Below are 19008 nucleotides of genomic sequence, written 5' to 3'. Positions count from 1 at the left end.
CGCCATTGCGTCGTCGGCACGCCGGCCAAGGAGCGGCGGGTGACGCGCTGGGAGCACGAGGCGGTCCTGGAAGCCGTGCAGCGCCGGCTCGACGAGGATCCTCACGCGATGCGCACGCGCCGGCAGACGGTCGAGCACGTGATCGACCGACCCCCCCCCCCTCCCCCCCTCGCCCACCACGACCAGAAACCAGCGCCAAACCACCTCGCCATGGACACACACCACCCCACCACACTCTCCCCCCCATGACTTTGCAGAGAGGACCTAGCCGCGGGCCGGTCCGATCAGCGAGATCCAGGGATCAGGATGAGCATGAACGCCCAGACCAATGGTTCGCGCGCCCGGCACGGTGGCCATCCGGACGGTATCCCCGATGCGGTCAAGGCAGCCGCGGACAAGGCCATCTGGCCGATGCCGAACGGATTGGACGCGGCCGCAAGCCAAGCCCGTGAGGCCACGGTGTTGTTCAGCCAAACCCTCGAATTCTCCGGGGAGGAAGGCGAGCGGCTCGCGATGCAGTCGAGGAGGAATATGGAAGCGGTGAGGCAGTGCCGCTTGGTGCTCATGCAGGCGTTCCAGGCCGCGTCCGAGGATTGGATGGAGATGGTCCAGGCCCAGTGGAAGCGAAACTTCGACGGATTGGAGCGCCTGATGCAGGCCACGTCCGTCCACGAATTTGGTACGATACAGGGCGAGCTCGTCCGGGAGAATCTGGAGCACATCCTCAAGGACAGCCGCTCTATCGCGGAGCGTTCGATGCGAGCCGCGGACGAGGCCGGCAAGGCTTTGGCGGCGATGGCGGACCGGACCACCGACGTGCCGGCGTGACATACGTCCGGTTCTCGGAGCGCAGGCGGTCCGTGGCTGACTCGCCGATGCAATGGACGAGGTCAGCGCATACGCCGTTCGGGACGTCGCCCCGCGGGGTGGGATGGCATCGGGTTCTGTTTCCACTCGCGTTCACCCTTCTGGTGACCGGCGTCGGCATGACGTGCGTCCTCGCCAGTATCCTGGATGGCCATCCGGCCGTTCTTGCCCTCCCGTAGCCGCGCATCCGGAGATGCGACCGGGAACGGGCGACAGGGCCTCGGTCCCTGATCGTCCCGACTTCGTGCCGACGCCCCATGTCCCGGACGACTGGCGGGAAGGGACGGAGGCGGACTGAACTGGCATTCACCATCCCCAGATTGCGAAGGCCTCGCCCTGCTGACGTTCCTTGAGCGATGCCGTTTCGAAAGCGCCTCGGTACTTGACCGAGGGCCGCGCGCGGGATCCTCGCGCGCTCCCCTTGGGAAGGAGGAATGGCCGTCCTGACAGGAGACCCGCGGATCACCGCTTCGCGGCCAACTCCAGCATGACGTCGAGATGGACCGGGTTGTGCAAGGTGTTCGCGACAGGCGACCACAGCACCGCATGCTTGACGAGGGCATCGAGCGTCTTCCGCGAAGCGTCCGCATCAATTTTCACCGAGACCCGGATGGCCTCGAAACCGATGGTCTTGGGGTGGAGGTCACCCGTCCCCCAAGCAGCTGTGGTGTTAATGTCCGCCTCGACCCCAAGTTCGAGAGCCCGGACCGGGATGCCCTGCGCCAGGGCGTTGGCGTGGATGCCGATTGACAGGCAGGAGCCGAACGCGGCGAGCAGGGCCTCCGAGGCGTTTGGCGCGCTGGTCTCCCCGAGCAGGCCATCAGGCTCGTCTTCCACCACCGATTGGGGCGGCAGGTCTCGGATGTAGTTGAGCTGTCGCAGGTGCCCTTGCGCGACCGTGCGGCACCGCAGGGTCCGGATTGCGGTCGGGTCCGACTTCCCGACACCGTCGACGGCCTGGAGTCGACGCCCGCCGACGGTGTCGGGAAACGGCGATCCGGGCTTGATGGGGGGCAGCGCCATGCTTGTTTTTCCTGGTTCAGAAGACTTGACCGTTCATTTATTAGGAGGTCAAAAAATTCCACTGCTCGTAATTGTCGCGCGCTGAGTATAGGCTTCACGTCCGAGAAATCGGCCGTCAATGTCGATGACGGGAGATGCAAAAACGGATGGCGGTACGCGAATGCTCGACTGGGACGACCTTAGGTTCTTCCTGGCGCTTTCGCGGCATGGCTCACTCTCCGCGGCCGCGAAAGTGCTCCATGTCTCGCAATCGACGGTCGGGCGCCGCCTGACCTCGCTGGAAGCGACCCTCGCGGTGCGGCTGCTCAACCGCACGCCGGACGGTTACGTGCCGACCCTCGCCGGTGCCGCCGTACGCGAGAAGGCGGAACGGCTTGAGGCGGAGGCCATCGCGCTCGAACGGGACGTCAGCGGTCGGGACGCCCGGATGAGAGGCTTGGTCCGCGTGACCTGCGCCGAGACGATGGCTGCGCACGTCCTCGCCCCGAGCTTCGCCCGCCTCCACGCGACCCATCCCGACGTGATGATCGAGCTCATTCCAAATCCACGGGAACTCAGCCTATCGATGCGGGAAGCCGATATCTCGGTGCGCCTGAGCCAGCCCGAGCAGCACGACCTCGTCGTCCGACGCATCGGCGGCATTGCCTTCGGCATCTACGCGACCGCTGAGTACCTGCGGGAGCACGGTGCGATGGAATTCGACGACGGCTGCACCGGACATCGCCTCATCACGCAAATCGACGACGTCCAGGAGATGACGCAATCGGCCTGGCTCACCGAGATGGCCTCGCGCGCGACGGTGGTGCTCCAGACGAGCAGCCACGAGGCCGCGGTGCTCGCGGCGGCGAACGGTGGCGGCCTGGCCTGCCTGGCCCGGTTCCGCGCGGACGCGGAGGAGCGGCTGATCCGGCTCCCGGTGCCGACCGAGCCGCCCAGCGCCGACGTCCTCCTCCTGGTACATAGGGACAACCGCGACACGCCGCGGATACGAGTGGTGCTCACCCACATCACGGAATGCATCCGTGAGCTCGCGCCGATGCTCCAGCCCCAGGATGCGGAGGGTCATGACGTCTGGGCGGGGGCTGGGCGGTCCTGAGGCAAATCGCTGATCGTGGGTCCGCCCCGGGCGCATCACCGTGACCTGCCTCGTCGCCCCGAAGGGTCTCGACGGGAGACCGCGTCCCCACTGCCCGCATCCTCATCGTCCGGGCGCCCGATGGGATGACAAGTAGGGTTGCGAGTACACAATGACCCGAGCCGAGGGCAGGAATGGCGCCTTGTTGAAATGATCGCGCCTTCCGATTCGCATGGGAAAGCGACGAGCGAACCAGAAATCTTGAATCTTTCAATCATCATTATTGCTGGGCCGATCGTCACAAATAATCGGCCCCAACGAGCTCCAGCCGTTGCTAGATTTGTTCAGGAGAGTCGCCGGTCGGCATCCCGAGCGCCGCGCAGGCAACGCCCTCTATCCACCCGTGCAGCGGGATCGCGCTGTTGCGTTGCTGGCCGCTCGCATGAAGTCGGCGTCGCGCGATCTCGTTCCGATGGAAGGATGCCCATGCCGACGCACATCTGCATCGATCCGACCGATCAATATGGCCAGGCCGAGGTCCTCGTCGCATTCAAGGGAGGCGGTGACGCCATAAGCTTGATCGCGGTGACCGATGCCGCACATCGCGACATCCTCCCCGACCTTGAGGAGGTCGAGCGACACGACCTCCGGCGTGAGATCGCCGCGGCCTTCCGCAGACCTGTGCTGCTCCGGGATCACGAGGGCGTGCGCTGACATGGATTGGCCTCCGCCCGCCGCTTGGCGACCAGCCAGGCATCGCGCAGATGAGCCGATGCGCGTCGCGTTCAGCGTTCGCCCGACCGTGGGACTTGTTCCCCTTGGCTCTGCGCCGGCACCAGGACGCAGACACGAGGCATCCGGTGGCATTGCCCGTCGCCGCATCCACCCTCTTCACGGGAGCAGGCCTGCGGTTCGTCCTGACGAACGTGCGCGCATGAGGCCGGAGCCCGACCGCCGTTCGTGTCCGCGACATCGACATCCCGGGACACGACCGCATGCTCGACCGGTTTCCCATCGGATGCCGGTCGTGGTCGCGCTCGCGGAAAGCGCTGATTTCTCAAGGTCAGGTGCATCATGAAAGCATACGGGGCGGCCTTCGTGGCCAAGGGCAGGGGCGAGGTCGAACTCGCCGCCGACATCGTCTCGGCCTACGTGTCGAACAATTCGGCCCTGCCTGCCGAAATCCCAGACATTCTCGCACTCGTTCACGCCGCGGTCGTGGGATTGGGTAGGGGAGGCACGATCCGTGAGCCGACGGCGACCGCGATCCGGGAATTGGTCACGCGCGAGGCGTTGATCTCGCTCGGGGACGGCAAGCCCAACAAGATGCTGAGGCGCCGCATTACCGCCTTGGGTCTCACCCCGGAAGCCTGTCGGAGCAAATGGGGGCTGCCGCGGGACTACCCCATCGTGGCGGCCAGCCACTCCGCGGAGCGGTCGGCGTCCGCCAAGATGCTTGGCTTGGGTCAGCCTCGGAGGACGGGCGCGCCGAAACTGTTCGTCGTGGCGAGCAACACGCCGGACACGTCGGAGCATGCCGGTACGTCCGGGATGTTCCCGGCGACGGGCACGCCCCCCGTCCCCGGACAGACCGCAACGAAGTAGGACATCCGTCATCCGGCCCCGACGCGCCAACGCAAGCCAGAGCACGCCTCGGCGGCGGTCGTCTCACGCAAAAGCCCAGGAGGGCTCCGATGCCAGATCATTCGACCATGCGGCGGGCTACGGCCGAACTCTTCGGGACGTTCTGGCTCACCTTCGGAGGCTGCGGGGCGGCGGTGCTGTCCGCAGCCTTCCCCCAACTCGGCATTGGCTTCCTCGGAGTGTCCTTCGCCTTCGGCTTCACTGTCCTGACCATGGCCTACGCGGTCGGGCACATTTCCGGCGGTCACTTCAATCCCGCCGTCACCCTCGGGCTATGGTCAGCGGGGCGATGCGCGAACCGCCACGTGGTTCCGTACGTCGCGGCCCAGGTCGGCGGCGCGGTCCTGGCGGCCGGCACATTGTACCTCATCGCATCAGGCAAGCCGGGTTGGGTTCCGGAAGGCTTCGCCTCCAACGGCTACGGCGATCTCAGCCCGGGGAAGTTCGGCGTCGTCGCCTGCCTCGTCACCGAGTTCCTGCTGACGTTCTTCTTCCTGTTCATCATCATCGGCACCACCTCGAAGGGAGCGGCGGTGGGCTTCGCCGGCATCCCCATCGGGTTCGCCTTGGTGCTGATCCACCTCATCTCGATCCCGGTAACCAACACCTCCGTCAATCCGGCGCGCAGCACGGGTCCGGCACTGTTCGCAGGGGGCGAGTATGTCGGTCAACTCTGGCTGTTCTGGCTCGCGCCAATCGCCGGAGCCATGGTCGCAGGCACCTTCGCCCGCTGGTTCTACGAGCCAGTTGATATCGTCGAGACGGTGGTGGTCGAGAAGGTCGCCGTCCTACCGGTTTGAGGCGAGTACGTAGACTGGACATCCGTCAGTGCCCTGCTGAATGTCGGCCATTCCGAGGATAGGTCTACCGCCGGAAATGGGCCTCGGGTGCATGGTCACCGGGCCGATCTGGCGAGCCTGCGGGCCATCGCGGCGTGGACCGCCTGTCTTCAGAGTGCCCCCACTACTTCAGGATAGAAAAGCGTAAAATTACTCTCAGAAGCGGATCATTGCGACCGGGATCATCAAAGTGCCAAAATATAATATATCTCAAATCATCAATTTTAATTAACAATATTATATTGAAATTTTGCGCTGATGCCCGTCAAATTTGCTGCATCTCGGAAGCCTCCGAAAAAGTGTCCGCTTTATATATTCTCCGGCCGAAAGCAGACAGGCCAATATTCACCCGACCTGGTCGTAGAACAGACCGGCAAGCATCGACCGACCCAGTCGTTCGGGTTCCCTGACACGACGCCCGGACGCGGACGTTAAGCGAGCCACCTTCGTACGACTGAGGCTGACCGAAGGCGATGGGACGTCTTTGTGGGCACGCAAGCTACGGCCGCTGTTAGCTGAGCACCGTCTCAACGGTACGTATCACCTCTGCTTAATCGGAGCTGGCCCTTCTGACGAAATTAAATAGCAGATTCGCTAAAAACTGCCGTGCACCGGCGCGCTGGGTGCAGCCGATAGAATTTAGGGAGCGAGGATACCCTCATTGCTATCACAGTCCATGCTTCGCTCAATGCCAATGAAGAAGGTAGGGCTTGGTGGACGGAGCCGCTGCGTGTCGAGTGTCTTCATGCAACTCGCGCTGCGCTGTCGTCTCTCGAAGAAGTGCTCCGATCGTCGGAGCTGCGGAGAACGATGCGGCCTCCGCGCACCGTGAGCGGGGCTACACGCATGGATGTCGTCCGGAACCTTGATCGCGATTGGTGCCTTGCCTTCGGCGCCGGCACCCGGCCCGGCAACGAGGAATGCCATGTCGAGCGATACCGATAAGCATCGCGAACTCCTCAGCGCCCTCAAGGCCGCGCAGGGCACGGGCGACGGCTCCTTTGAACAGGCCGTCACGAGCGCCTTTGAACATGTATTCGAGCATCTCGAGCGTCTGAACTCGCACGTCTCGCTCGGCGGGCCGGACGGCGAGGGTCGCTCGCTCAAGGCCGGCGAGTCCTCGACCCTGCGCCAACGGATCGCCTCCTGGGGTCACGTCCACCGGCCGGCCCCTCTCGAATGAAGGCCGCCGGTCGTCTCGTAAGCGAGTGGCTGCCAGGGCGCTGCGCGACGCGACATCTTGGATCATGCCGGAGCCATCGAAACTTGTTACTGAACCAGGCTTTCGTGCGACGCTTCGAGGGGCCGGCGACGGCTCGGCTTTTGCGGCGGCGCGCCGCCCTCTTTCTGCCGCCGGCGCAACGGCGAGGCATCGCCGACCGGATTTCAGCAATGTCACACGACAGCAGCCCTTCCCGTGTCCGATAATCTTCCGACGCGGTCATTCGCGTACCGTGTGGCGCGCTGGCCTCGGCTCCGTGCCGTTGCCGGTCTCGCGAGTTCGGCGGCAGCCGCCATGCTGCTCGGCCTCGGCGGCTGCGGCATTCTCGATCACGGCTTTCTCAGCGCGGCCGGTCCTGTCGCCGACGAAACGCGCAGCCTGTTCCTGCTCGTCTGCTTCATCCTGCTCTTCGTCGCTGGCCCCGTGTTGCTGCTTACGCCGATCTTCGCCTGGCATTACCGCCTCGCGAACACCGAGAGTGCCTATCGGCCGCAATGGGGCTTCAACTGGCCGCTGGAGGGGCTGATCTGGATCCCGCCCACGGCCATCGTCGTCCTGCTCGCCGTGTTTCTGTGGCGCGACACCCACCGGCTCGATCCGTATCGGCCCCTGGCCTCCCTGCAGGCCCCGGTCGAGGTGCAAGCGGTGGCGCTCGATTGGAAGTGGCTGTTCATCTATCCGGACGAGGGCGTCGCCAGCGTCGACGAGCTCGTGTTTCCCGCCGATCGCCCGGTGCATCTGAGTCTCACCAGCGGCACGGTCATGCAGTCGTTCTTCGTGCCCCGGCTCGGTGGCCAGATCTACGCGATGGCCGGCATGACCACGCAGCTCAACCTCGCCGCGAGCGAACCCGGTCGCTTCCTCGGCGAGAACACGCAGTTCAACGGCATCGGCTTCCAGAACCAGAAGTTTGCGGTTCTGGCGCAATCCACCGAGGGCTACGCGACCTGGCTGGCGGAGGTGCGCGCGAGCGGCGGGATTCTCGACAGGGACGCCTTCAAGGCCCTGTCAGCCCGCGCGACGCAGACCGAGCCGCTCCGGTTCGGTGCAGTCGCACCGGGCCTGTTCCAGACCGTTCTCTCTCTTGACACGACCGGCCCGCATGCCGGTCACTCACAGGGCCATCGATGAGCGCCGAGACCTGGTACGCCCTGTTCGGGCGGATCGATGCCAAGGCGTTTCCGTTCGTGCGGGCCTGGAACAACCCAACCGTCAGCGAATTCATCGGCGCCTTTGCCGGCGCCCTCGTCGTGGTCGGAGCCGTCGCCCTCCTCAGCCTGATGACCTGGATGCGCTGGTGGCGCCCGCTCTTCCGCGACTGGCTGACGAGCCTCGACCATAAGAAGATTGGCATCATGTACATCGTGCTGGCCGGCGTGATGCTGTCGCGCGCGCTGGTTGAGGCGGTGCTGATGCGGGCGCAGCAATCACTCGCCGTGAACGCGCCGGGCATCGTCGCGCCCGAGCACTTCGCGCAGCTCTTCAGCACCCACGGCACCATCATGATCTTTTTCATGGCGATGCCGTTCCTGACCGGGCTGTTCAACTACGTGGTGCCGCTGCAGATCGGCGCCCGCGACGTCGCTTTCCCGCTGCTCAACTCGATCAGCCTGATGCTCACCGCCGGCGGGGCCGGCCTCGTCATGGTCTCGCTGGCCATCGGCGAGTTCTCCACCGGGGGCTGGTCGGGCTATCCGCCCTTCACCGAGACCGCCTTCCAGCCCGGCGTCGGCCCGGATTACTGGATCTGGGCGATCACGCTGTCCTCGCTCGGCACGACGCTCTCGGGCCTGAACTTCGCGGCGACGATCTACAAGAAGCGCTGTCCGGGCCTGCATCTCATGCGGATGCCGCTGTTCAGCTGGACCGCGCTCTGCACCTCGATCCTGATGATCTTCGCGATGCCGCCGCTGACCCTCGCCACCGCGATGCTCGCCCTCGACCGCTATCTCGGCTTTCACTTCTTCACGAACGAGCTGGGCGGCAACGTGATGAACTACGTAAACCTCTTCTGGCTGTTCGGCCACCCGGAGGTCTACATCCTGATCCTGCCTGCCTTCGGCGTGTATTCGGAGGTGATCTCGGCCTTCTCGTCGAAGGAGCTCTACGGCTACACCTCGCTCGTCGTGGCGACGATGGTGATCGGCGTCCTCTCCTTCACCGTCTGGCTGCACCACTTCTTCACGATGGGCCAGAGCGCCGACGTCAACGCCGCCTTCGGCATCGCCACGATGACGATCGCGGTGCCGACGGGCGTCAAGATCTACGACTGGATCTGGACGATGTTTCGCGGCGAGGTCCGGTTCACGGCGCCGATGCTCTTCTCGCTCGCCTTCATCATGACCTTCGTGCTCGGCGGCCTCACCGGCATCCTGCTCGCGATCCCGCCGATCGACTACATGGTCCACAACACTGTGTTCCTGGTCGCCCACTTCCACAACATGCTCATCCCCGGCCTGCTCTACGGCATGATCGCGGGTTACATGTACTGGTTTCCGAAGGCTTTCGGCTTCCGGCTGTCCGAGCGCTGGGGCAAGATCGCCTTCGCCTGCTGGCTCACGGGTTTCTACCTCGCCTTCATGCCGCTCTACGTGCTCGGCCTCGCCGGCATGACGCGGCGGAGCCAGGCTCTGTTCGAGCCGGATTTCCGGCCCTGGCTCCTCACCGCCATCGTCGGCGCCCTGCTGCTGTTCGGCGGTCTCGTCAGCCTGTTCGTGCAGCTCTGGGTCAGCGTGCGCGATCGCGAGCAGAACCGCGTGCCGATCGGCGACCCGTGGGACGCGCGCAGCCTCGAATGGTCGATTCCCGCGCCGCCGCCCGAATACAACTTCGCGCTGATCCCGCAGGTCGATCGGCTGGATGCCTTCTATTGGCTGAAGGAGCGCGAGCAGGCCTATACACCCGCCGGCCCCTACAGCGACATCGCGATGCCGAAGAACAGTTGGGTCGGCCCGATCGTCGGGCTGACCGCGACGGCTTGCGCCTTCGGCCTCGTCTGGCACATCTGGTGGATGACGATCCTCGGCTTCGTCGCCCTCTGGGCCGCCGTGATCGCGCGCAGCTTCGTGCGCGACACCCACCGCACGATTCCCGCCGCCGAGGTCGCGGCCGACGACCGTCGCTGGCGCGAGGCGGCCGGAGCAACCGAGGGCGTGCCGCGGCAGCTCGAGGTCACGCCGGCCAATCGTGGTCTCGCAAAAATCTTCCCGTCCGAGGTGACGGCATGAGCAGCCCTCAGCTCAGGCATGTCGGGCTGAATCTCGTCGGCGCCGACGCCCTCGAACCGGGCGAGGCCGAGACCGACCTCTACGGCTTCTGGATCTTCCTGATGAGCGACGCGGTGCTGTTCGCGCTGCTTTTCGCGATCTACGGGACGCAGCTCGCGGCCACCGCGAACGCGCCGGGGCCTGAGGCGGAGTTCAAGCTCGGCAGCGCCTTTGTGGAGACGCTCATCCTGCTGACGAGCAGCCTGACCTTCGGGCTGGCTGCGATCGCGATGAAGTACGATCACACGCGCAAGGGCCTCGTCGTCCTGCTCTGCGTGACGCTCGCCCTTGGGCTCGGCTTCCTGGCGCTCGAGGTCCAGGACTTCGCCACGATGTTCGCGCACGGCGCCACGCCGGACCGCAGCGGCTTTCTGTCGGCCTTCTTCGCCCTCGTGCCGACGCACGGCCTGCACGTGACCGCGGGCTGTATCTGGATCGTGGTGATGCTCGCGCAGATCGCGGCGTTCGGGCTCGATGCAAGGGTCAAGCTCAACCTGCTGAAGCTTGGCCTGTTCTGGCACCTCCTCGACATCGTCTGGATCGCGATCTTTTCGGTCGTCTACCTGCAGGGAACGCTCGGATGACCGCGGACCGTCCCTCCAAAGCCGCGCTCGCATTGAAGATCGCAGGCGCCGCCGCCGTCATCGGCGCCTCGAAGGCGCTGTTTCGCGCTTCTCCCAGGATCGTGGCGCGCGACGGCAGCGGCGAAGCGGCCGCCGACGATGGGGCGCATTCCCGGCGCAGCGACCTGATCACCTACGGTGTCGGCTATCTCCTCGCCCTGGCGCTGACCTGCATCGCTTTCGCCCTGGTCCACTGGCGCTGGGCGAGCGGCGCGACGACCCTGGGGATTGTCTTCGCCCTCGCCCTGGTCCAGGCGATCGTGCATTTCCGCTGCTTCCTGCACGTCGACCTGAAGCGCTCGGCCCGCGATGATCTTCAGCTGATCCTGTTCTCGACGCTGATCATCGCCCTGATGGTCGGCGGCACCCTCGTGGTGCTGCTGAACCTCCGCACGCGGATGATGTGAAGCGGCCTCTACGGTAGGGCGAACGGGGTTGCTCGTGAGAGGCTGACCGCGCCGATCCGGACCTGCACAGCCAGAGTCGCGATCATCCCGAGCCAGGCAGAAGCGGCCGAGCCGCTACCGGTGATGAGGTTCCGCGTCGGGCTATCGGCGTCCGCTTGCTGGTTCGTGCAATGAGACGCCATGGCGGGTGCGGCGGAACTTGGCCGACTGCGTCTCGCGGGCGGATCGGGCGTGGTCTCGGCCTCCCATCGACCGGACGGCGGCGAGACCGCCGAGAAAAGCTCCTCCGATGGCGGCCGCGATCCCGAGCTTCAGCCAGCGCGGGTCGGCCGCCGGCACGGTGGACACCGCGCGCCGGTCGAAGCGGCCATGCGCGCCGGGATCGGTGTCGACGGGGTCGTACAGGTTATCCGGACGACCTGCCATTGCGGCTTGGCTTGTCATCTCGCCGCGATAGCCATGCCGCGCGAGATATCCGTCGATCCAGCCCGGAATCACCATGCTTCCGAGGATCGCCTTCCACGTCGGGAAGCCGATCCACAATTCACGCGGGCTGTCGTGCGCGGCCCGGTAGACGTGACGGGCGATCGCCTCGGGCTGGTAGATCGGTGGCACCGGTTCGAGTCGGCGTGGCATGCGCGAGCGTGCCCAGTCGAATTGCGGCGTGTTGACCGCCGGGAGCTGCACCATCGTCAGCCGCACGTGGCTGCGGTCGTGCCGCAGTTCGCTGCGCAGGGAGTCGAGGAAGCCACGCACGGCCGCCTTCCCAGCGCAGTAGCTCGACTGCAACGGGATCGAGCGGTACGCGAGAGCCGATCCGATGCAGACGATGCTGCCGGCATCGCGCGCGGTCATGTGCTTGAGCGCGGCGAGCGTGCCGTAGACCTGACCGAGATAGGTGACCTCGGTCGCCCGCTTGTATTCCTCGGGCGTGGTCTGCTGCACGGGCGCGTAAATCGTGACCATGGCCACGTTCACCCAGACGTCGATCGCGCCGAATGCCGCGACCGTCTCATCGGCCGCGCGCATGACGGCGTCAGAATCCGCGACATCGACTTGGTGAGCCAGTGCGCGTCCACCGGCCCGATGGATGTCGCGAACGGTGCCGCGAAGCCCGGCTTCACCCCGAGCGAGAACCGCGACGTTCCAGCGATGACGGGCGAATTCGTGCGCAATGGCGCGACCGACGCCCGCGCTGCCCCCCGTCACGACGACGGTTGGGCGCCGGTCGGCTCTCGATGTTCCACGCATTGCTATTGTTGTCCTGACTGACTTTTTTAGCGCGCAGCCGCCATTGGCATGATCTGCGTCGGAGCTGCCGGTGGAACGAGCCGGCGCCGTTTGCCGACGCTCAGCGCGGCTCGACCTTGATGCAGGTGAAGGCGACCGGCAGGGCCTTGCCGCCCTCGGCCTTCTTCGTGAACGAGGCGGCGTTGGCGGTGGTGGAGGCGATGGCGTGCTCGACGTCCGGGCTGTCGACCGGCAGGACATAGTCCTGGCCGCTCGCAGCGCCCTGGGCCGGGTCGAACACCCGAATGGTGACGTTGTACGGCTTCAGCTCGGTCTTCATGATGTCCGCTGCCTGGAGTTCAGCCCCTCGATGGTCTGCCCCTCGTCGAGCCTCACGTCTTCGACCTTAGGGCTGTAGCGGACGGGCGCTGGCACGGTCGGAGGCTCCAGTGTGGTTTTATTCCGGGGTGAACTTCGCTCGCTGCGCTCCGTTCCAGATCGTGCGCCATTCAATTGTCCGTGAATGAGTTTTTGGGAACGTCGGACGCGGACGGCGCTTGTCGCGGCGAACGCGGTCTCGTCGCGACCCTGACCACGCATCCCGAAACGGCTCGGCGACGAACCATGACATCCTCAGGAGATCCCATGGGACGCTTTACGAACAAGGTGGTGCTGGTCACGGGCGCTGCATCCGGCATCGGCGAGGCCGCCGCGCGGCGTTTCGGCCGGGAGGGCGCGATCCTCGTGCTGGCCGACAAGAATGCGGAGGGCCTGAATTCGGTCGCCGGTAGCATCGAGGCGGCCGACACGCTCGTCCATGTCGCCGATTTGTCGAACGCCGACGCCTGCAATGGCCTTATCGAAGCCGCGGTGAAGCGCTTCGGCCGCCTCGACGTCCTCGTCAACAACGCCGGCAAGGATCATCTCGGCAAGGTCGACGAAGGCGACATCGCCGACTTCTCGGTCGTAATCGAGACCGACCTCTATGGCGTGTTCTACATGACGCGCTTCGCCCTGCCGCACCTCCGCGACAGCAAGGGCTCGATCGTTAACGTCTCGTCCGTCTCCGGGCTCGGCGGCGACTGGAACCACAGCTTCTACTGCGCCGCAAAGGGCGCGGTGACGAATTTTACCCGCGCGGTGGCCTTGGACGAGGCAAAGAACGGCGTGCGCGTGAACGCGGTGAACCCATCGCTCGTCTACACGCCCTTCACCGCCGGCATGCAGGACCAGCCGGAGCTCGTCGCGAAGTTTGAGGAGCGCATCCCGATGGGGCGCGGCGCCAAGCCCGACGACATCTCCGGCGTCATCGCCTTTCTCGCGAGCGAGGACGCCCATTTCGTCACCGGCGTGAACCTGCCGGTCGATGGCGGGCTCTCGGCCTCGAACGGTCAGCCGAAGTTGAGCTGATCGCGGGCGCATGTCTCCTGGCCGGCCGGCTCATGCGCCGTTCGGTCAGGGGAAGCGGATGTTCGGGTCGCGTAGGCCGGCCAGTACCACCTCGACGCCGCATGTGCCCCTCGGGCGTGGCGTGGCGTGAATGAAAGGCCGGCCCCTCGGCCGGGTTCCGAGGCGGGAATAGCTCGCGAGGATCTTGCGCCGGTCGAGGGGTTCGAGGGCGTCGGCGGCCGGCATCAGCACGTCGTCGTCGCCCTCCGCCTGGGCGAGGAGCCGCACAAGGGGGTCGGCACGGGGACCGGCGAGGAGTCGGGCGATGGCGCGGAGGGCGCGGAGCCGGGCGCGGCGCTCGGCCGGGTCGAGGTCGGACACCCACGGGCCGAACTGGCGCGATAGAGCCATGGTGCCATGGCGCGATGAAGTCATTCGATAAATCTCGAAAGAGGGATGGAGAGGGGTTGCGGAAGCTGTCAGACTCATGTTGCAAAACAGTCATCGAAGGATGACGATATGAGCCTACTGAAAGCACATCTGCACAGATACAAGCCTGGAGAGATGCCTCTGGCCAGCAAGATCCCGGTCGCAGTGGAACTGACGAAGGTCGACGGCGCAATCAATCAGGTTATGCCTGCGATCGAGATGCTTCTCCGCGGCCGATATGAGTGTGCTCTGACTTTTAGCCGCTGCCGCCGAGGGGATGCTCCCGAGATCACCCCACTCGATCCACGAGATGCACTTGAAGGCCCCCCTTCCCGAAGAACTCTCGGATCACGAATTTGCAGCCTTCGACCGTCGCCAACGCAACAGCTTTTTCAACCGGGAACGAGACTGGCTGAAGGACAACAATCCAAGCCACCCCCAGGTCGTGACGATCGACAGACGGGATGCGGGTGACATGATTGTCCGTGCCCTGTCAGGACTGCCGGAGGTCGCATTCGCCCCAGAACAAGAGGCGCTGCTGGAGACGGTCTTTTTCCTCTGGCTGCACGACGATGATTGGAAGCCGCCATGCAAGTAGCGGATTGGGTAGGCTTCCACCAAGGGGGGCGGCAAGACCGCCATCTGCCTGAACCTCGCGGCTGTGCTGGCGCGGCGTGGTGCCCGTCTAACGGTTCAAGATGCTGATCCGGCGGGGCGCGCGGGCGTCGGGTCGGTCTCCTATTGTACCTGGGACAACCGGACCGAGGCAGCATTCGTTCGCTGGGCCGCATAGGCCGGGACTCGTAGATCATCCGGCAGGTTGTCGTTGCCCGCCATTGAAGCATGGGAGTCAATGAAGTCGGACAGGTCTCCGATCCGCCAGCCGAGCTTGCGCTGGGATACCCGGATCGGCGGTGGGATCGAGCCCGACTCACGCAAGCGGCGGAATGTCGAAACGGACACGCCACAGAATACGGCGGCGGCTTCTGTCCCGATCACCTAGCGTCGGGCGATGTCCGGGGGTAGGGTCCACAGGGCGTTCATTTGGGCTCCACGGTCTCGTGGAACACCCACTGTCAGACTCGAAAGAAAACTGTCAAGAACAAATCAAGAACTCGAGTTCGGCTGGGTCGGCGCTATGCTGACGACGCGTTTGACCTCATCGGCCCAACGGTCCACGGCTTCGCGCTTCTCTGCCCTGTAGGATGCGCGGTTGTAGGTACCGGCAACGCCTGCCTTGTGCCCCGAGACGTGACTCAAAACGGCCTCGACAACGTGGGGTAGGATGCCGAGCGTGTTCATGCCGGTAGAAGCGGTGCGTCTGAGGTCATGAATAATCCATTTTCCAGCCTCATCGCCGATCCGTATGTCCAGCGACGCTTTAGCCTTGCTGAATCCGGTAAAGGGGGCGGCTCCATCTCCGAACACGAGGTCACGACCCAAGCGGGCTGGGGCAGCGGACAGAATAGCGATAACTTCCGATGACAACGGCATTTCGTGGGGGCGCTTGTTCTTCATCCGATCGGCTGGGATAGTCCACAGGGCGGCCTGCAAGTCGATCTCGCTCCACCGCAGGCCTGGGACTTCCTTGCGACGTAGACCCGTGAGGATCAACAGGCGGACGATCCGCCCAAAATCGTCCTCCCTGCATGCCTTCCACACGGCGCTAAGTTCGGTGTCCTGCAACACCCTCTCACGTCGTGTCGGCACAGTTGCGGTGTTCGTGTTCGCGACGGGGTTTGCCTCGGCGAGGCCTTCACGGATCGCCCATACGAAGAAGGTGGAGAGGATGGAGCGAGCCCGATCGGCGGCGTGTGGGCCGCATTCTTCGGAGAGGTTCCGGTGACGCGCTGCTATCTCGGCCCGCGTGATGCCGTTCAACGGCCTACTGTGAAGCGGCTGCCAATGGTCGTTCAGGTGGTTCTTCATGTTGCCGATGGTGGAGGCGCGGCGGCCCTTCTTCTCCTTGTCGGCGAAGTAGGTCGGCAAGAGGCTGGCGAATGTGAGAGCCGCCTGGGTGCGCGCTTCCTTCCTGGCCTTGGTCGGATCGCCGCCTAACGCGACCTCGGCAAGCTTCTCGATGGCGACACGGCGGGCGGTTCCGAGATCGAGGGTGTCGCCCGGCCCGAGTGTCACCAGCCGCGATTGCCCACTGCCGGCGCGAGGGGGGCGAATCACCCAGGCGCGACTGCCGCTCGCTCGCAATCGGAGGCCGAGCCCATGGACCTCCGAATCCCAACCGACGCGCTCGTCCTTGCCTTCTTCAGCGGCGAGGGAGGCAAGCACGGTCTTGGTCAGCTTCAGGACGTTGTCCGGAGTAGCGCGTCTCGCCATCGATCCATCCCTCCAGGGGTGCAAAGAGGCGACCGCCAGTGACCATTCGTGAAGAGATCAATGAGGAGCTACAGCAAGACTGTCGAAGGAAATCAGCACTGAAACTGCACCCCGAACGCCTATGAGCGTATGTAGCTCAGTTTTGGTAATGAGGAGGTCGACAGTTCAGTCCTGTCCAGCAGCACCATGAATTTCTAACGATCTCAATGCGTCGGATGGCGCCGCAGCTTTCGAGCTGACGGCGCTTCTTTGTTGGGCGGCACCTGGGCAGCACCTTCTTACGGTCCTCATCCGGCCGATATGCGGCAACTGAGCCCAGGCAAATGCGCAAGCCTACGTCCGCTTCCTCTCCGGCGTTGCGCCGACCGAACGCCCTCGAGATGGAGCGCCCCTTCGACGACTGGTCGGCGCGGTTCGTCGTCATGGGCGATCCAGGCGAGCGCCGCGGCGTCGACCCACCGAAGGTCTGCGACGGCGGTTCGACGATCACCGCTCGCGCGAGCGACCGTGGGTATGTGGGCCGAGTGGTAGCCCCGCAGGTCGCTCGTCTCAGGCCGCGGCCTCACAAAGCGCCCCACAGCCCATAGACGGCCGGAAGCGCGCCGCACCTGATCCTTACCCCTCGACGTCGAGGCCGAGCCGTGGTTCCTGCGGGGACCGGCCGTGACAGAGCCGGACTTGGGAGGGGACATGCTGATTGGCCGCGCCATCGCCGTCACGCTCGGCTGCGCGCTCTGCATCGCGCCGGCGCAAGCCCGCATCGTCGGCATCGACATCGCCACGGTCGAACCGTTCGCGGATGGGGTGGAGTTCGGTGCAGCCGGCGCCTACGAGCGCCTCGTTGGATCGGCCCGGGGTGAGCTCGACCCGGCGGACCCGGCGAATGCCGGCATCGTCGACCTAGCGCTCGCGCCGCGAAACGCCCGGGGCATGGTCGAGTACAAGACCGATCTCTTCATCCTGCGCCCCCAGGATCCCGCCCGCGGCAGCGGCACGCTGCTGTTCGAGGTGCTGAACCGCGGCCGCAAGTTCCTGTTCAACTGGGTGCTCGACGCGCCCGCCCAGGCGGTGCAGGCCGTCAACGATCCACGGACCGCCGCCGATGCCGGGACCGGCTTGGTCCTGCGCCGGGGCGATACCATCGTCTGGTCGGGCTGGGAGGCGGACGCCCTGCGCCAGCAGGGCGGCATGGCCATCGACGTTCCGGTGGCGACGCGCAACGGCAAGCCCATCGTCGAGACGGTCCGCGACGAACTCGTCAGCGCGACGCGGGGGCCGGCCGAGGCGCCGTTCTACCTCACGTTCAAAACCGCCAGCTCGGACAAGGCCCAGGCGCAGCTCACCGTCCGCCGCCGGGAGAGCGATCCGCCTCGCCCGGTGCCGGCCGAGGCCTGGCACTACGCCACGCCGCGCCAGCTCGAGCTTCTGCCGAAGGGCACGAAGCCGCTGCCGGGATCGATCTATCAGTTCACCTACGAGGCCACGGAACCGAAGGTGCTCGGCATCGGCTTCGCCGCGACCCGCGACGTGGTGGCCTACCTGCGCGGCGACGCCGACGGCAGGGCCAACCCGGCCGCCGGCGCGATCCACCATGCCGTCGCCCTCGGCGTGTCGCAGAGCGGACGTTACCTGCGCGACTTCATCCATCAGGGCTTCAACCGCGACGAGGCCGGCCGCCGGGTCTTCGATGGCGTGCTGTCGCACATCGCGGGCGTCGGCGGCATCTTTCTGAATGCCCGCTTCGGCCAGCCCTCGCGCACCAACACGCAGCACGAAGACCATCTCTACCCGGAGAATACCTTCCCGTTCTCGGCCGCCCCTCAGCACGACCCCGTCACGGGACGGACGGGCACATTGCTGCGCCGCGATGGATTCGATCCGCTCCTGATCGAGGTGAACACCGGCACCGAGTACTGGCAGAAGGGCGCCTCGCTGCTGACGACCGATCCCCTCGGGCGCGCCGACCTGCCGCTGCCGGACACGGCGCGCGCCTTCCTGGTCTCCAGCGGCTTCCACTACGGGCGCGCCGGCCTGACCTCGACCAAGGGGGCATGCGCCAACATGCGCAGCACCCTGAATCCGGCGCCGGCCGTTCGGGCATTGCTGGTCGCCCTGGAAGATTGGGTGACGTCGGGACGAGCTCCGCCGGACAGCCGCGTCCCCCGCCTGTCGGACGGCACCCTGGTCGAGGCCGCCGAGATCGGTTTTCCGTTCCTCATCGGTGTTCCGGTCCCGACCGCGCCGAACGCCATCGCGCGGTTCGACACCTACGTCGATCCGCGGCCCGAGAGCGGGCCGCAGTACCGTACCCTGGTCCCGCGCGTCGATGCGGACGGCAACGATGCTGCGGGCATCCGCCTGCCCGCCGTGGCGGCACCGCGCGCGACCTTCACCGGGTGGAACCTGTATGCCGATCCGTTCCCGGCCGGTGCCCTCTGCGACCGCGAGGGCAGCGAGCTTGCCTTCGCGCGCACGCGGGCCGAACGCGAGGCGGCCGGCGATCCGCGCGCCTCGCTCGAGGAGCGCTACGCGGATCCGGCCGCCTATATCGCGGCCGTCACGAAGTCCGTCGACGCTCTTGTGTCAGACCGGCTTCTGCTCCGCGAGGACGGCGACCGTATGATCGCCGCTGCCCGTTCGGAGGCCGTACGCTAAGATGG

At 65.7% G+C, this 19008-nt stretch carries 18 protein-coding genes and 1 pseudogene; 14 read left to right on the top strand and 5 right to left on the bottom strand.

What is annotated here, in order from left to right:
- Positions 1–312 precede the first annotated feature (312 nt).
- Positions 313–828 carry a phasin family protein gene (locus tag MKK49_RS03425; RefSeq protein WP_244026660.1) on the top strand — a complete coding sequence of 172 codons (516 nt, stop codon included), beginning with the start codon at positions 313–315 and terminating at the stop codon, positions 826–828.
- A 501-nt stretch (positions 829–1329) separates the two neighbouring features.
- On the opposite strand, the gene MKK49_RS03420 is transcribed toward MKK49_RS03425, so the two are convergent.
- A complete protein-coding gene (locus tag MKK49_RS03420; RefSeq protein WP_244026659.1) occupies positions 1330–1890 on the bottom strand; it encodes an OsmC family protein in 561 nt (186 codons plus the stop codon).
- Between the two features lie 160 nt (positions 1891–2050).
- Here MKK49_RS03420 and MKK49_RS03415 point away from each other — a divergent pair, with 160 nt between their 5' ends.
- The 9 genes from MKK49_RS03415 to MKK49_RS03375 all read left to right on the top strand — a co-directional run bounded on the left by MKK49_RS03415 (position 2051) and on the right by MKK49_RS03375 (position 10966).
- A complete protein-coding gene (locus tag MKK49_RS03415) occupies positions 2051–2986 on the top strand; it encodes a LysR family transcriptional regulator (protein ID WP_244026658.1) in 936 nt (311 codons plus the stop codon).
- 465 nt (positions 2987–3451) lie between these two features.
- A complete protein-coding gene (locus MKK49_RS03410; protein ID WP_244026657.1) occupies positions 3452–3679 on the top strand; it encodes a hypothetical protein in 228 nt (75 codons plus the stop codon).
- 360 nt (positions 3680–4039) lie between these two features.
- Positions 4040–4570: a MucR family transcriptional regulator gene (locus MKK49_RS03405; RefSeq protein ID WP_244026656.1), complete on the top strand. Its 531-nt coding sequence runs from the start codon at positions 4040–4042 to the stop codon at positions 4568–4570.
- An 89-nt stretch (positions 4571–4659) separates the two neighbouring features.
- A complete protein-coding gene (gene aqpZ / locus MKK49_RS03400) occupies positions 4660–5409 on the top strand; it encodes an aquaporin Z (protein ID WP_244026655.1) in 750 nt (249 codons plus the stop codon).
- A 964-nt stretch (positions 5410–6373) separates the two neighbouring features.
- Positions 6374–6631: a hypothetical protein gene (locus MKK49_RS03395; protein WP_244026654.1), complete on the top strand. Its 258-nt coding sequence runs from the start codon at positions 6374–6376 to the stop codon at positions 6629–6631.
- A 333-nt stretch (positions 6632–6964) separates the two neighbouring features.
- Positions 6965–7801, top strand: a complete 837-nt coding sequence (locus MKK49_RS03390) for a ubiquinol oxidase subunit II (protein WP_244026653.1) — start codon at positions 6965–6967, stop codon at positions 7799–7801.
- Positions 7798–9897, top strand: coding sequence for a cbb3-type cytochrome c oxidase subunit I (locus tag MKK49_RS03385; RefSeq protein ID WP_244026652.1), 2100 nt, complete (start codon positions 7798–7800; stop codon positions 9895–9897). Before MKK49_RS03390 ends, MKK49_RS03385 begins: the two co-directional genes overlap by 4 nt.
- The gene (locus MKK49_RS03380) at positions 9894–10520 is read left to right on the top strand and encodes a cytochrome c oxidase subunit 3 (RefSeq protein ID WP_244026651.1); all 627 of its coding nucleotides are present in this window, start codon (positions 9894–9896) and stop codon (positions 10518–10520) included. Before MKK49_RS03385 ends, MKK49_RS03380 begins: the two co-directional genes overlap by 4 nt.
- Positions 10517–10966, top strand: a complete 450-nt coding sequence (locus tag MKK49_RS03375) for a cytochrome o ubiquinol/quinol oxidase subunit IV (protein ID WP_244026650.1) — start codon at positions 10517–10519, stop codon at positions 10964–10966. Before MKK49_RS03380 ends, MKK49_RS03375 begins: the two co-directional genes overlap by 4 nt.
- A 141-nt stretch (positions 10967–11107) precedes the next feature.
- Here MKK49_RS03375 and MKK49_RS03370 read toward each other — a convergent pair whose 3' ends face one another.
- Positions 11108–12217, bottom strand: coding sequence for an SDR family oxidoreductase (locus MKK49_RS03370; protein ID WP_244026649.1), 1110 nt, complete (start codon positions 12215–12217; stop codon positions 11108–11110).
- A gap of 100 nt (positions 12218–12317) precedes the next feature.
- Positions 12318–12536 (bottom strand): hypothetical protein, encoded by a 219-nt coding sequence (locus tag MKK49_RS03365; protein ID WP_244026648.1) that lies wholly within the window; start codon positions 12534–12536, stop codon positions 12318–12320.
- 191 nt (positions 12537–12727) lie between these two features.
- On the opposite strand from MKK49_RS03365, the gene MKK49_RS03360 reads away from it, so the two are divergent.
- Complete coding sequence (locus MKK49_RS03360) at positions 12728–13606, top strand: SDR family NAD(P)-dependent oxidoreductase (protein WP_244026647.1); 879 nt, start codon at positions 12728–12730, stop codon at positions 13604–13606.
- A 45-nt stretch (positions 13607–13651) separates the two neighbouring features.
- Here MKK49_RS03360 and MKK49_RS03355 read toward each other — a convergent pair whose 3' ends face one another.
- Complete coding sequence (locus MKK49_RS03355; RefSeq protein ID WP_244026646.1) at positions 13652–14020, bottom strand: hypothetical protein; 369 nt, start codon at positions 14018–14020, stop codon at positions 13652–13654.
- Positions 14021–14330: 310 nt separating this feature from the next.
- Here MKK49_RS03355 and MKK49_RS03350 point away from each other — a divergent pair, with 310 nt between their 5' ends.
- Both MKK49_RS03350 and MKK49_RS24755 read left to right on the top strand, forming a co-directional pair.
- Positions 14331–14612: a hypothetical protein gene (locus tag MKK49_RS03350; protein ID WP_244026645.1), complete on the top strand. Its 282-nt coding sequence runs from the start codon at positions 14331–14333 to the stop codon at positions 14610–14612.
- A gap of 24 nt (positions 14613–14636) precedes the next feature.
- A pseudogene (locus tag MKK49_RS24755) lies at positions 14637–14807 on the top strand (hypothetical protein); the annotation flags it as partial.
- 314 nt (positions 14808–15121) lie between these two features.
- On the opposite strand, the gene MKK49_RS03340 reads toward MKK49_RS24755, so the two are convergent.
- Positions 15122–16348, bottom strand: coding sequence for a tyrosine-type recombinase/integrase (locus MKK49_RS03340; protein ID WP_244026643.1), 1227 nt, complete (start codon positions 16346–16348; stop codon positions 15122–15124).
- Between the two features lie 690 nt (positions 16349–17038).
- On the opposite strand from MKK49_RS03340, the gene MKK49_RS03335 reads away from it, so the two are divergent.
- Positions 17039–19003, top strand: a complete 1965-nt coding sequence (locus tag MKK49_RS03335; protein WP_244026642.1) for an alpha/beta hydrolase domain-containing protein — start codon at positions 17039–17041, stop codon at positions 19001–19003.
- Positions 19004–19008 lie beyond the last annotated feature (5 nt).

This window comes from Methylobacterium sp. J-090 (genome assembly GCF_022829345.1).
Lineage (GTDB): Bacteria > Pseudomonadota > Alphaproteobacteria > Rhizobiales > Beijerinckiaceae > Methylobacterium.
Note: the sequence above shows the minus strand (reverse complement) of the source record. Positions and strands in the feature narration are given on the sequence as shown.

What these genes read in the sequence shown, in the direction of transcription:
- MKK49_RS03365 (WP_244026648.1), bottom strand. Translation starts at nt 12,536, where the DNA reads ATGAAGACCGAGCTGAAGCCGTACAACGTCACCATTCGGGTGTTCGAC.
- MKK49_RS03405 (WP_244026656.1), top strand. Translation starts at nt 4,040, where the DNA reads ATGAAAGCATACGGGGCGGCCTTCGTGGCCAAGGGCAGGGGCGAGGTC.
- MKK49_RS03380 (WP_244026651.1), top strand. Translation starts at nt 9,894, where the DNA reads ATGAGCAGCCCTCAGCTCAGGCATGTCGGGCTGAATCTCGTCGGCGCC.
- MKK49_RS03395 (WP_244026654.1), top strand. Translation starts at nt 6,374, where the DNA reads ATGTCGAGCGATACCGATAAGCATCGCGAACTCCTCAGCGCCCTCAAG.
- MKK49_RS03390 (WP_244026653.1), top strand. Translation starts at nt 6,965, where the DNA reads ATGCTGCTCGGCCTCGGCGGCTGCGGCATTCTCGATCACGGCTTTCTC.
- MKK49_RS03355 (WP_244026646.1), bottom strand. Translation starts at nt 14,020, where the DNA reads ATGACTTCATCGCGCCATGGCACCATGGCTCTATCGCGCCAGTTCGGC.
- MKK49_RS03335 (WP_244026642.1), top strand. Translation starts at nt 17,039, where the DNA reads ATGCTGATTGGCCGCGCCATCGCCGTCACGCTCGGCTGCGCGCTCTGC.
- MKK49_RS03385 (WP_244026652.1), top strand. Translation starts at nt 7,798, where the DNA reads ATGAGCGCCGAGACCTGGTACGCCCTGTTCGGGCGGATCGATGCCAAG.
- MKK49_RS03370 (WP_244026649.1), bottom strand. Translation starts at nt 12,217, where the DNA reads ATGCGTGGAACATCGAGAGCCGACCGGCGCCCAACCGTCGTCGTGACG.
- MKK49_RS03410 (WP_244026657.1), top strand. Translation starts at nt 3,452, where the DNA reads ATGCCGACGCACATCTGCATCGATCCGACCGATCAATATGGCCAGGCC.
- MKK49_RS03425 (WP_244026660.1), top strand. Translation starts at nt 313, where the DNA reads ATGAACGCCCAGACCAATGGTTCGCGCGCCCGGCACGGTGGCCATCCG.
- MKK49_RS03415 (WP_244026658.1), top strand. Translation starts at nt 2,051, where the DNA reads ATGCTCGACTGGGACGACCTTAGGTTCTTCCTGGCGCTTTCGCGGCAT.
- MKK49_RS03340 (WP_244026643.1), bottom strand. Translation starts at nt 16,348, where the DNA reads ATGGCGAGACGCGCTACTCCGGACAACGTCCTGAAGCTGACCAAGACC.
- aqpZ (WP_244026655.1), top strand. Translation starts at nt 4,660, where the DNA reads ATGCCAGATCATTCGACCATGCGGCGGGCTACGGCCGAACTCTTCGGG.
- MKK49_RS03375 (WP_244026650.1), top strand. Translation starts at nt 10,517, where the DNA reads ATGACCGCGGACCGTCCCTCCAAAGCCGCGCTCGCATTGAAGATCGCA.
- MKK49_RS03420 (WP_244026659.1), bottom strand. Translation starts at nt 1,890, where the DNA reads ATGGCGCTGCCCCCCATCAAGCCCGGATCGCCGTTTCCCGACACCGTC.